This window comes from Arsukibacterium sp. UBA3155 (genome assembly GCA_002364615.1).
GTDB lineage: Bacteria > Pseudomonadota > Gammaproteobacteria > Enterobacterales > Alteromonadaceae > Alishewanella.
In genome coordinates this window covers 61,316-73,845 of the sequence record DEYP01000022.1, presented here as the reverse complement: position 1 = coordinate 73,845, position 12,530 = coordinate 61,316, and the positions used below count along the sequence as shown (strand labels likewise).

Below are 12,530 nucleotides of genomic sequence, written 5' to 3'. Positions count from 1 at the left end.
TTTTTATACCGGCATTAATTCTGTACTAAAACGAAGCAAGCTGCTGCATGATAGGGCAGGGTCAGGTAGTATTATGCTTCTGCTTTTTACCTCACCCGGACTGCTGCTATGGCGCGTACCTTTGATAAAACCTTACTGTTGGCAATTGGCTGCGTGTTGCTGGCCATGATCACCATTCAAAGCGGTGCTTCGCTGGCAAAGCAGCTTTTTCCGTTGATTGGCCCTGATGGCACTACGGCGCTACGGCTGGGGTTTTCCGCCATCATATTGTGGCTGGTATTCCGGCCCTGGCAAGCCTTGCCCAATGGGCGCGACTGGCAGGCCATTATTGTTTATGGCCTGTGTCTGGGCGGTATGAATATCCTGTTTTACCTGGCGATTGCCCGTATCCCTTTGGGGATTGGCGTGGCGCTGGAATTTACCGGCCCATTAGCGGTCGCGCTGCTGGCCTCGAGGCGTAAGCGCGATTTATTCTGGGTAGTCTGTGCCATCGGCGGCATACTGTTGTTGTTGCCTGATATGCGTGGGGTTGATGCGCTGGACCCGGTTGGCGTGCTCCAAGCCCTGGCGGCAGGTGGATGTTGGGCTGGTTATATTCTATTTGGTAAAAAAACCGGCTCGCAGGCGTCCGGTGGCATTACGGTGGCGCTTGGGATGACGGTCGCTGCACTAGTGCTGGTGCCGGTGGGCGCAGTGACTCAAGGGTTGGCGCTGCTAAGCTGGCAGGTGCTGCCACTGGGCTTGCTGGTGGGTATCTTATCCAGTGCTATTCCATATTCGCTGGAAATGGTGGCGCTACGCCATATGACGTCACAAAATTTTAGTGTGTTTATGAGTATGGAACCGGCAATCGCGGCCATGGCAGGTTTTTTGTTTCTGGCTGAGTTTCTGACGCTGTGGCAGTGGCTGGCTATTGTATTGGTTATTATCGCTTCGCTTGGTAGCTCGCTAACTGCCGGCAAGACTAAAACTGCCTCGCCGGTTGTTACCGAACACTAATTACATTTTTGGCATGATAACGCTATCTAATACGTGAATTACGCCATTGCTTGTTTTAATATCAGTGGCAATAACCTGGGCACCATTAACGTACACTTTGCCCATTTTCACTTCAATGGCTACGTCCTGGCCCTGCACTGTAGTGGCTGAGGTTAATTTAACGACATCAGCAGCCATCACTTTACCTGCCACGACGTGATAGGTTAGGACGTTGGTTAATGCTGCTTTATCAGCAACCAGCGCGTTTAAATCGGCAGCAGGTATTTTGGCAAAGGCTGCATCGTTCGGCGCGAATACGGTAAACGGGCCTTCGCCTTTTAGTGTTTCAACCAGGTCGGCAGCTTTAACAGCGCTAACCAGAGTAGTGAAATCGCCGGCAGCGACCGCAGTGTCGACAATGTCAGCCGATTTTTTGTGATTGTGCGCCTGTACAGTCAGCATTAAAGATGCGAGCAACAGCGAACCGGTAAATATTTGTGAGACTTTCATAATGTTTCCTTCTGTTACGTTTTTCAGGACAAGGTTGTCGGTGCTATTAACGAAGTAAACAACTAAAGCGATCACCTGTTAAACAAAAAGCCCGCAGTTATGATGCGGGCTTTTTATTACACAGTGGCGGTTACTTAGCTGCTGGCATTCTCTGCAGTACTATTGTCTTGGGGCTGTAACTGATAATCCCGGGCTAATAACAGATACATTGCTGGCACCACATACAAGGTGAACAGGGTACCGATGGTCATGCCGCTGGCAATAACCAGGCCCATGGCATAGCGTGATCCGGCGCCGGCACCGGTTGCTATTAGTAATGGGATCATTGCCAGCACCGTTGCCGCTGTCGTCATTAAAATCGGCCGCAAGCGAATTGAGGTGGCTTCTTCAATGGCATCACGTTTACTGCGCCCTTCAACCTGTAATTGATTAGCAAACTCCACAATTAATATACCGTGTTTGGCGATTAACCCTACCAGGGTTAAAAGGCCCACCTGAGTATAAATATTAATGCTGGTAACACCTAAGCTGGTGAAAATTAATGCACCGCAAACACTCATTGGTACCGTTACCAGGATGATGATGGCATTTTTAAATGATTCAAACTGTGCCGCTAAAATCAGGAATATAACCACTAGCGCAAAAAAGAAGGTAACAACCAGCTGCTGGCCTTCGGCCTTAAACTGACGGGACTGACCGGCATAATCAACGCTAAAACCTGCAGGCATAACTTCTGCGGCTATCTGGTCCAGTACCGCTAAGGCATCCCCTAACGGCACGCCCGGACGTGGTACGCCGGATATTTTTACTGCATTAAGTTGCTGAAACCCCTTCAACGCCTGAGGCTGCACCGACTCGGATAAGGTGACTAGTGCTGACAAAGGCACCAGTTCACCATCACGGTTACGGGTGTAAAAGTCTTTCAGCTGTTCCGGGTTCAGTCGCTCGCTGCGCGCTACCTGCGGAATAACCCGGTATGAGCGGTTATCTAAAGCAAAGCGACCCGCATCCGCACCTGACATTAAACTGCCAAGATCGGCGGCAATTTGCTGCATTGATACGCCCATTAACGCGGCTTTTTCCCGATCAACTTCAACCGTCTGCCGCGGCCGGTTTATTTTTAAGTCACTGTCGACAAAAATAAAACGACCTGAGGCCATCGCCCGGCCCAGGATCTCCTGCACCACACTTTCCAGCGCAGCAAATGGCTGGGTAGAACCGACAATAAATTCCACCGGCGTGCCACCGCCGGGAGATGGCAGTGAAGGCGGTATCAGCGCAAAGCTGTTAATACCGGGCAAATCGGCCATAAAGGGCTGAATATTCTGCTCCAGCACCTGAGCGGTAGTGCGCTCGCGTTTATCCCAAGGCGCCAGCACAAAGCCCGCGATAGCATTGTTGGTGCTACCGGTACCGTTAATAATAAAAATATTTTTAATTTCCGGGGCGACGTTGCTGAGCTTATTTAACTCAGTGGTATTTTTTTCCAGATAATCCAGGGTGGCAAAGCTGTCTGCCTCCAGAATTGAGAAGACAAAGCCCTGATCTTCAGGCGGCTCCAGCTCTGAGGGGCTGGTCACAAATAAAAAGTAGCACGACACCAGCACAATGGCACCAAAAGTCAGTACCACCGGCAGATAATTCAGGGTGCTGTGTAACTGACGCTGATAGCCGCTGCGTAAGGATTCAAAACGTTGATCAAGCCAGTGTTCCAGCGAGTTATCGTTTGGATTGTCGCTGTTATGTGGTTTAAGGATATAGGCACACATTACCGGCGACAGCGTCAGGGCAACCACCCCTGATAAAATAACCGAGGCCGCCAGGGTAAAGGCAAATTCAACGAATAATACGCCGGTTAGCCCTCCGACAAACCCAATGGGTAAAAATACCGCAACCAGGGTGGTCGACATGGTAATAATAGGCCAGGCCAGCTCGCGGGCTCCCAGTATGGCTGCTTCTGTGCGCGACTTACCCTCTTCCATGTGGCGGTGAATGTTCTCCAGCATAATAATGGCATCGTCAACAACGATACCGATAGCCAGCACCATAGCCAGCAAGGTCAGTAAGTTAATGGTGAAGCCGAGCAGCCACATTAAAAAGAAGGTTCCAACCAGTGACACCGGAATGGCCACGGCCGGAATAATAACGCTGCGCATTGAGCCTAAAAAGGCGTAGATCACCAGAATAACAATGACCAGCGCCAGCACAATAGAAATGACCACTTCGTCAATGGCGTTCTCAATATATTCGGTAGAATCGTAGGGGATGTCGGCATCCAGACCCTCTGGTAACTGGGTAAGAATATCCTGCTGCCAGACCTTCCTGACTTCGGCAATCACATCCAGCGCATTGGCATCGGGCGAAATTTCTATGCCGATAAAGGTGGCTGCCAGGCCATTAAAACTTACTGAGCTATTATAGCTTTCGGCACCAAGCTCCACCGTGGCGACGTCTTTTAAGCGCACCAGGGCATTGCTGTCGGCGCTAATGACCAGGTCGGCAAATTGCTCTGCGCTGCGTAAATCGGTGGCGGCATTTAAATCCACCGCGACCATCTGGCCTTTAGTGCGGCCAAGTGCCGCCAACACGTTATTACTGCGCAGGGCGCTGCTGATATCTGAACCGGTAATGCCAAAGGCGGCCATCTTGGCCGGATCAAGCCAGATCCGCATGGCAAAGGTACGGGCACCAAGAATGTCAGCCCGCTGCACACCGGGAATAGTGGCCAGTTGTGGCTCAATAACCCGCACTATGTAGTCGGTTATCTGGTTATTACCCAGTACGTCGGAATAAAACGACAGATACATTGCTGCCGTGTCCTGGCCGACTTTTAAAGAAATGACCGGGTCGCGGGCATTTTCTGGCAATTCTGAGCGAACTTTGTTTACCTGAGCCGCGATTTGAGTCAGCGCTTCATTAGGTTCATAGTCAAGGCGCAGATAAGCTTCGATGGTGCTGGAACCTGCTACTGAGGTGGAAACCAGATAGTCGATCCCCTCGGCAGAGGCAATCTCGCGCTCCAGCGGCGTGGTGATAAACCCCTGAATAAGGTTGGCATCTGCGCCAACATACACGGTGTTTACCGTAACAACCGCGTTCTGAATTTCCGGAAACTGCCGTACATTCATATCCATAATGGCCCGCAGGCCGAGCAGAATAATAAATAAGCTGACAACCGAGGCCAGGATCGGTTTTTTTATAAAGACATCAGTAAAGCGCATGGTATTAATCCTTACTGGTTAGCCGGGCTGGGCGTTGGATCTGCACTGGGCATAACCTGTTCGTTGTCACTGATCTTTACCTGGGCGCCATTTCGAAGCTTCAGCAAGCCTGAGGTTGCGACAACATCGCCGGCCTGAAGGCCATCTGTTATCGCAATCAGGTCGCCGCGGCTCTGACCGGTGCTGACAAAACGCTGATGAGCGGTAAGTTTGCCGTCTTCATTGCGGATCAGAAACACCGAATTACCATAAGGATTAAACTGAATGGCAGTTTGCGGTACCAGCGTCACATGCTGGCTTGTTCCGGTATCCATCTGCACCCGGGCAAACATCCCCGGCCGCAGCTTATGTTGCGGATTGGCAAATGTCGCCTGCACTTCAATACTGCGACTGGACTGACGCACTGCTGGAGCAATAGCCGTAATTTCACCACTAAACTGCTGATTGGCCCAGGCATCTACATTGACGGTAAGCTGCTGGCCGGCAGTGATGCTGGCAAGTTGTTGTTCTGGCAAGCTGAAATTCAGATAAATAGGATCAAGTGATTGCAATGAGACCACATTATCGCCAGGTGAAACCAATTGGCCCAGACTGACCTGACGAATACCGGTCACGCCGTCGAAGGGTGCATGAATGGTTTTCTGAGCAATGCGAGCCTGCTGCGAGGCAACCGCTGCATTCGCTTGCGCGGCTTCACTTTCACGGCGCCTGACATCCAGTTCCGAAACGCCTTTATCACGCAGCAAGGTTTGCAACCGATCTAATTCTAGTTCCGCCAACTGTTGCGCTGCCTTTAAACGGGTAAAATCAGCCTGATCTATGCTGTCGTCCAGGGTTATCAGCAATTGGCCTTTTTGAACCTCACTGGCGTTGTCAAACTGAATGCTGGTGATGATACCGCTGGCCTCAGTTGAAAGCTCGGCGCTGTTAATCGCGGCGAAGCTGCCGACTGCACTGACAAAAGGTTGCCACTGTGCTGTGGTCACCTCTGTGGCGGTAATGGTTGCGACAGGCATTGGCATGGTATCAAAATATTGGTTCATAAAATGGTTACCAATAGCCTTGTAACCAAAAATACCCCCGAAAATCAGGCCGGCAACAATCAGCATTATTAACATGCGCTTAAACATGGGTTCTCCTTTTAAATTAACGGGGGTAAGTATAACGACTATCGCAGCCTTTTATTGTGAATTTTAGTAACACTTTATCTGCCGGGTCAGCTGATGCCACCATTGGCACGGGTAATACTGCTGGCAAGTGACTGTGGTTTAGCACCGCCTGCTGTTATTTGAGCCGTGTTGGGCAATTAACCGGGCTTAGCGGCAACAAAACATGATCTGTATCAGGCAAGGCTGTCAGTTTTTCGCTATACCTGTAATAAACAGCTTAATTGCAGGATGAAAAGGAGTCGCGATAATGACAATGACCAAAGTTGCTGAACTGATGACCGCTGACCCATTATGTGTGCGCCGTAGTGATAGTTTAAAGGACGCACACGATTTAATGCGCAGCAAAAACGTGCGTCACATCCCGGTGATTGATGACAGTGGCGAGCTGGTAGGAATGTTAACCCAGAAAATTATGATAGCCAAAGTCATGGCTTTAATGGCCCAGTATGGTGCGGTAGCGCTGGAGCGCAAAGAAAAGCAGCTGTTAGTAAGCGAATTAATGGCGACTGACTTCGCTACGGTAACACCCGAGCAGTCGTTGGCTGAAGTTGCTGATTTTTTTGTTACTAATCGCCACGGTTGCTTACCGGTGGTCAATAGTGCCAACCGCATTGCCGGCATACTAACCTCTGCAGATTTTGTCAGACTGGCCGCCAGGTTATTAAAACAGCAGGCTTAGCACTGATACCAGCATAGCTGATCTTTGCCCCGGTTTTTTGCCTGGTACATGGCGGCATCGGCTTGCCGTAACAGCACGTCGGCTGAAGTGGTATCACCACTGAACATCACCAGACCAATGCTGCAAGTGCAATGATGCCGAAGCTGTTGGTCCTGCTCAATTACCAGGGACTCGTTAATAGTTGCCGCTATTTTAGTTGCCACCTGCTCCGTCAGTTGCTGGCATTGCGCTGCCGATTTGCCAATATCATGCAACACGACAATAAACTCATCGCCACCGAAGCGGGCGACCGTATCGGCTTCACGCACTACATTGCGGATCCGTTCGGCAATCTGAAATAAAACGTGATCACCTGTCTTGTGGCCGTATAAATCGTTAACTGGCTTAAAGTTATCCAGATCGACAAACATCATGGCGCTATAGCTCTGCTGTCGTTTGCTATTTAACATAGCAAACTGCAGTCGCTCTTCCAGCAGGCGGCGGTTTGGTAAACCGGTTAACGCGTCATAAAACGCCAGCTGGCGAATTTTTTCTGAGGACAAACTACGGCTGATTGCCAGCTCTGCCAGATTACTGTAGCTGGCTATTTTCTGCCGTTGGCCGCTGGTCGGCCGGCAAGGCTCGTCATGATAAATACCAAAAGTCCCCAGTACTTTACCCTCAGCATTTTTTATCGGGTGTGACCAGCATGCCGCCAACTTGGCGCGTTGCGCTATTTCCAGAAAAGATTGCCAATAAGGATGCTCGTTGATATTTTCGACAATGACTGGTTCGCCGGTAAAGGCAGCCGTGCCACATGAACCCTGGCCAATGCCAACTGCAATGCCGTCGACAGCCTGATTATAAAAGTCGGGCAGGGAGGGCGCGGCGCCATGTTTCAAATGTTGACCTGTTTCATCCAGCAATAACACAGAACAGCGCATTTGCGGGTGCAGTAATTCAATTTGTTGCACCATATTGGTAAAAATTGCAGTCAGGCTGACACCCTGACTTATCTGGCTTAATATCAGATTCTGTAATTCCAGTTCCTGGGTACGCTCGGCAATTTTTTGCTCCACCGAGCTTATGGTGCGGGCATAGCGCTGATTAGCCATGCTAAGTTCGGCAATTTGCTGTGCCAGTGAGGTCAGTAAGCTTAACAGCGCCGGAAGTTTTTCTTCTGCCACTATCGGCACTTCTGCGATGGCAGCAAGATAGTCCTGCTGGCTAAGTCCCAGTTCGGTTGCTTGCGCTTTGAAAAAGGCCGGATCGGGTTCGGTTAGAAAAAACTGACCAATAAACAGATTGGCAACATGCACGTCGTCTATGACTAAGGGGGTGGCACAATCGGTCAGGCCATTGCGACATTTATAAATCGCGTAGTTATTTCCCTGCTGCATGTTCGAGGCTAAATCGACATCACTTTCATGGCAGCGTTGCCTGCTGGTTTCATTAACCCGGTGAAACTGCATGCAGGCGCGTTGCCATTTTGAGGACGCGAGTATTTTTCCATCCAGACCAACTAATGCAATAGCAATACCCATAGCCTGCAAAAAATGGTCGAACAAACTGTTTAAACGGGAAAAATTAATATCTGCCGCGAGTTTGCCAGCGGCATTATCAGGGGCTGAGCGCTGCGTGTTATTCCAGTCAGCGGCCAGAGGATCAAGCATTTGAATTAAGCTGGACTCTTTAAGCAAATACTTACTGTGTTTATCCATGGAACGCTAATATTAGACGCTTGGCTTGAGGTTAACCAGTTATTCATTATGTTTTCCAATAAAAAACCTCTGACACGCAGAGGTTTTTGTAAAAATACCGTATTGAACTTACCAGGTTTACCCCGATAAGTTTAAGCGGTTAGTTAACGCCCATTTCTGCCAGTAGGGCAGTAGCGTTATCAACCTGCTGCATTTGCCATAGCATAAAGCGCAAATCTACCTGAATTGATCGGGTATTAGCCGGATTGTAATCCCAGTCGGAGATAATGGAATCCAGGGTGCCGTCAAACGCCAGCCCGACAAACTCGGCTTTGCTATTAAGCACCGCTGAGCCTGAGTTGCCGCCGGTAATATCCAATGTAGCCAGGTAGTTAACCGGCACCGAATTTATCGCTGGCACCAGATACGGCCCATAATTCTTAGCGTTAATCGCTGCCAGTTGTTCGGCCGGGGCATTAAATTCACCCTCACCGGTTGCTTTAGCGGTAATACCACGCAGGGTTGTAAACGGTGCCCAGGCATTACCATCTTCGTTACCGTGTGCCCGGCCTTTTACATTGCCGTAAGTTACCCGTAGCGTGCTGTTGGCATCCGGGTAAACAGCTTGCCCTTTAGACTGCATAAACGCCATTTTCGCCCGCATATAGCTGGCATAAGCTTGCTGGATTTTCCCTGCCAGCTGCTCTTCTTTGGCTTCTTGCTTCAAATCACTTTTATAAAGCGCAACGGCGGCCATAACAAACGGATCTGCACTTTGACTAAACTGCGCCGGCTGACTGTCAATCAGGGCAGTGCGATTAGCCAATTCCGTTAAACCGGTGTTGGCATACCAGCTATCAATCAGTGCTGACAGCTCGTTTTGACTCATACTGCTTTTAATACCCAGGGCCGTGTCAAAATCTGCGTTACGCTGCTGCTTGGGTAACGCCACATACTTGGTCAGATTATGTAAATCCAGGGCTTTTTCCACGCTGACATCAAAGTTACGCTCCATGCCGGCGACATAGGCTTTAAAGCGGGGAATATCCCGCTGCTGGTAACCCGCTTTTCGTTCGGCGTCAGGTTTAGTACTTTCCTGCGCTAACCGATATAGCGAGCGTGCTACAGTAAGCAGTCGGGGCGTGGCATTGTTAAGCGCATAATCAGCGCGGTCCTGGCGATGTTCCTCTGCTAACAGTTGATCAATAGTAGTCAGATCTTTTGCATAGGCTTTTTTATTGTCGCGGCTGCTGTTAACCCAGGTACTCAGCGCTTTGTGCTCCGCCTGTTTACGGGCTAAGAAGTCGCTTTGTGCAAAACTATCTAGCATGCCCTGGCGGTTTTTCATGTAATTATTTAGGCCGGCAACTCTGCTGGCATATTTCAGCTCGGCATCTTTATTGGTTGAAGTAACCCGGTCAATAATGGCCAGAGTATCTTTGAACTGCTGTACGGTATTCGGATAGCTCCATTCGAATGTTTCGCTGACCTCAGCAGGTAACCGGTGCCGGTTAGTCCGGCCAGGGTAGCCAAGCGCCATCACAAAATCGCCTTCCTGAAGTCCTTCAGCTGCCAGCTTTAAGTAATGATCGGGTTGGTAAGGTACGTTATCGGTATGATAATCTGCAGACTTGCCTTGTGGGCTTACGTAGGCTCTTAAAAAACCATAGTCGCCGGTATGACGGGGCCACATCCAGTTATCGGTGTCGCCGCCAAATTTACCAACTCCCTCAGCCGGTGCATGCACCAGACGGACATCTTTAATTTCCAGCTGTTTAATTAAGTAATATTCCAGGCTGCCATAATAAGCAGCAACCCGGCAACGGTGTCCCTCGTCCTGTTCGCACTGTGCTATCAGCTGTTTCTGGTTGGCCTCAATCGCATCAATCCGTTGCTTGCCGCTTAGCTTAGCCGTTGCGCTGTCAATAACCTGGGCAGTGACATTATCTACTGCTTTGGTCACATAAACCCTGCTGCCCGGTGCCGCGGGCACTTCGTCGGTTAAATCTTTTGCCAGAAAGCCATTGGCCAGTAAGTCATTATCCGGTGTGGAGTTGTGCGCAATGCTGTTATAGACACAGTGGTGGTTGGTGACGACCAAACCGTTTGGCGAGATAAAAGATGCAGAGCAGCCACCCAGACTGACAATGGCTGCCATTGGGAATTCGGTAAGTTTAGTCAGATTAGCCGGGTCAAGTTCTAAACCGGCAGCTTTTAATTCATTGGCAATGTCAGGTAATTGTTGCGGCATCCACATGCCTTCGTCCGCCAGAGCAGCACTGCTGGCGAATGCCAGGATTAATAACGATTTTTTCATAATTTCTCTTTTAATTTTTTTAAAGCGTATCGAACGCAAGACCACGCTATACTCGTTGTCTGGCTAAAGCTTGTCAAGATAGCGGCTAACCCTGTTGGGGCATTATCCGTTAATATTGCTTTTTAATGCGCCAGTTTGCTGCATGCAACGTAGTTAATAAAGTATTGCCATGACGCAGATTGACAGTAAGTTGATTTGTCTCAAAAAAATTGGGTAATGCTTATGCCAATTTCGCTGTTTATAGCCTACGCTGTAACAGTTGATGGTAAAACTGAATTAATAGATTCATTCCGGTAATTACTATTTTTGTCATGGATTAGCGCTATCTGGCGCATACCGCATAAATAGTTCAGTGAGGTAATAATGAGAAAAAGTCTACTCGCCTTGTCGCTTGCAGTTGTTCTGGCCCCCGCCGTCGTATCCGCTGACACTACTATAAATGGTTTTGCTTCAATCAAAGCCGGTATGACGACCGGCAGTGATGAGCAACTGTATGGTTATGACGATACACTGGATTTTAAAAATGAAAGTTTGATTGCGCTTCAGGTTAAATCTGATTTAGGTGAAAAACTGTCTGTGACGGCTCAGCTGCTTGGCCGTGGCCGGGACGATTTTGATGTTGGCTTTGAATGGGCATTTATCAGCTATCAGCTCACTGACAATATGACCATTAATGCTGGCAGACTGCGTACACCATTTTATAAATATTCTGACTTTAAAGATGTCGGGTATGCCTATGACTGGCTGAGGGTGCCTCAGGGCGTTTACGGTCTGGGCTTTGATACGATTGAAGGGCTGACCTTTTACCGCACGGCGCAGCTGGGAAGTCTTGATTCAACCTTACAATTAATTTTTGGTGGTTATGATGGTGATGCCAGCTTAAGTGGTGTGCAGGTGAATGCCACGATTGACAATGTTGCCGGAATAACCTGGGAGCTGGCAAAAGATTCGCTAAGTGCCCGATTTGCTTATCTTACCGGTAAAACCAGCATTGAAACGGCCCCCGTTAGCTTAGCGCCAGGCTTTACTGTTGGAAATTTATATCAGGCACTGACTGCGAACGGCTTAGCGCCCGTGGTAGAAGCGATTGATATTGATGATGAGAGTTCCAATTTTATCGGCGTTGGCCTGACTTACGACGACAGTAACTGGATAGCGGTAGCAGAATATACCCGGGTCGAGGTTGAAAACAGCTTTATTTCAATTCAGAAAAACTGGTACGCCTCAATCGGCAAGCGCATTAATAGCTTTACTCCCTATATTTCTTATGAACGCGAAAATAATGATGCAGTAGTTAGTATCTATCAGCCCTACAGCAGTGTGTTACCACCACAACTACTGGTGCCATTACAAGGGTTGGTAGCAACGCAGGAACGTGATGCCAGTACCTGGAATGTCGGTTTACGTTATGACTTTCATCCTTCTGCTGCTTTTAAAGCACAGTTCAGTTCAGAAGATCTTGATACGACAGGCCAGCGTAACGGTGTGCTGGCCTTCGGTGTCGACTTGATTTTTTAAGGAGCCTTTATGTTAAGCAGATTACTAGTCACTGTGTTAGTTGTTGCTGGAGCGACGATTGTATTGCCGGCCAGGGCAGATATTGCTGTTATCGTTAACCCGGCCCAAAACTCTGCTGTTACCAGCGATGAGCTCACCCGGCTTTACACCGGCCGCTCTTCAGTGCTTGTTGCAGTAAATCTGGCAGAAAGTTTGCCACTGCGCGGCCAGTTTGATGAAAAAGGGGTAGGTCGATCTTCGGCTCAGTTAAAATCTCATTGGGCCAAACTGGTTTTTACCGGTAAGGGTACGCCCCCGCTTGAATTAGCGACGGAAGCCGCAGTAATTGATTACGTTGCCCAGAACCCGGATGCTATTGGCTATGTAGATGCGGCCAGCGTAACAGATGCAGTTAAAGTAGTACTGACCTTGAATTAGCGCTGAATTAGCGTTAGTTCGATGAGTTTTGGCGCTGGCAAA

9 protein-coding genes are annotated in these 12,530 nt (G+C 49.1%); 4 read left to right on the top strand and 5 right to left on the bottom strand.

From position 1 onward, the window contains the following. Positions 1 to 108 precede the first annotated feature (108 nt). On the top strand, positions 109 to 999 hold the full coding sequence (locus tag B2X65_RS10340; RefSeq protein WP_290612445.1) for an EamA family transporter: 891 nt from the start codon (positions 109 to 111) through the stop codon (positions 997 to 999). Here the strand turns inward: B2X65_RS10340 and B2X65_RS10335 are convergent, their stop codons facing one another. The 3 genes from B2X65_RS10335 to B2X65_RS10325 form a co-directional block, all read right to left on the bottom strand. Beyond that, complete coding sequence (locus tag B2X65_RS10335; protein ID WP_290612444.1) at positions 1,000 to 1,488, bottom strand: fasciclin domain-containing protein; 489 nt, start codon at positions 1,486 to 1,488, stop codon at positions 1,000 to 1,002. A gap of 134 nt (positions 1,489 to 1,622) precedes the next feature. Next, positions 1,623 to 4,709 (bottom strand): efflux RND transporter permease subunit, encoded by a 3,087-nt coding sequence (locus tag B2X65_RS10330; RefSeq protein WP_290612443.1) that lies wholly within the window; start codon positions 4,707 to 4,709, stop codon positions 1,623 to 1,625. A gap of 11 nt (positions 4,710 to 4,720) precedes the next feature. Beyond that, complete coding sequence (locus B2X65_RS10325) at positions 4,721 to 5,839, bottom strand: efflux RND transporter periplasmic adaptor subunit (RefSeq protein ID WP_290612442.1); 1,119 nt, start codon at positions 5,837 to 5,839, stop codon at positions 4,721 to 4,723. Positions 5,840 to 6,125: 286 nt separating this feature from the next. Here B2X65_RS10325 and B2X65_RS10320 point away from each other — a divergent pair, with 286 nt between their 5' ends. Then, a complete protein-coding gene (locus B2X65_RS10320; RefSeq protein WP_290612441.1) occupies positions 6,126 to 6,557 on the top strand; it encodes an HPP family protein in 432 nt (143 codons plus the stop codon). On the opposite strand, the gene B2X65_RS10315 is transcribed toward B2X65_RS10320, so the two are convergent. Continuing rightward, positions 6,554 to 8,257, bottom strand: a complete 1,704-nt coding sequence (locus B2X65_RS10315; protein WP_290612440.1) for a diguanylate cyclase domain-containing protein — start codon at positions 8,255 to 8,257, stop codon at positions 6,554 to 6,556. The genes B2X65_RS10320 and B2X65_RS10315 overlap by 4 nt on opposite strands. Before the next feature lie 139 nt (positions 8,258 to 8,396). Next, positions 8,397 to 10,553 (bottom strand): S46 family peptidase, encoded by a 2,157-nt coding sequence (locus B2X65_RS10310; RefSeq protein WP_290612439.1) that lies wholly within the window; start codon positions 10,551 to 10,553, stop codon positions 8,397 to 8,399. A 363-nt stretch (positions 10,554 to 10,916) separates the two neighbouring features. Between B2X65_RS10310 and B2X65_RS10305 the strand changes: the two genes are divergently transcribed. Then, a complete protein-coding gene (locus B2X65_RS10305; protein ID WP_290612438.1) occupies positions 10,917 to 12,071 on the top strand; it encodes a porin in 1,155 nt (384 codons plus the stop codon). Between the two features lie 9 nt (positions 12,072 to 12,080). Beyond that, positions 12,081 to 12,488 carry a phosphate ABC transporter substrate-binding protein gene (locus B2X65_RS10300; RefSeq protein WP_290612437.1) on the top strand — a complete coding sequence of 136 codons (408 nt, stop codon included), beginning with the start codon at positions 12,081 to 12,083 and terminating at the stop codon, positions 12,486 to 12,488. The last annotated feature ends 42 nt before the right edge of the window (positions 12,489 to 12,530 follow it).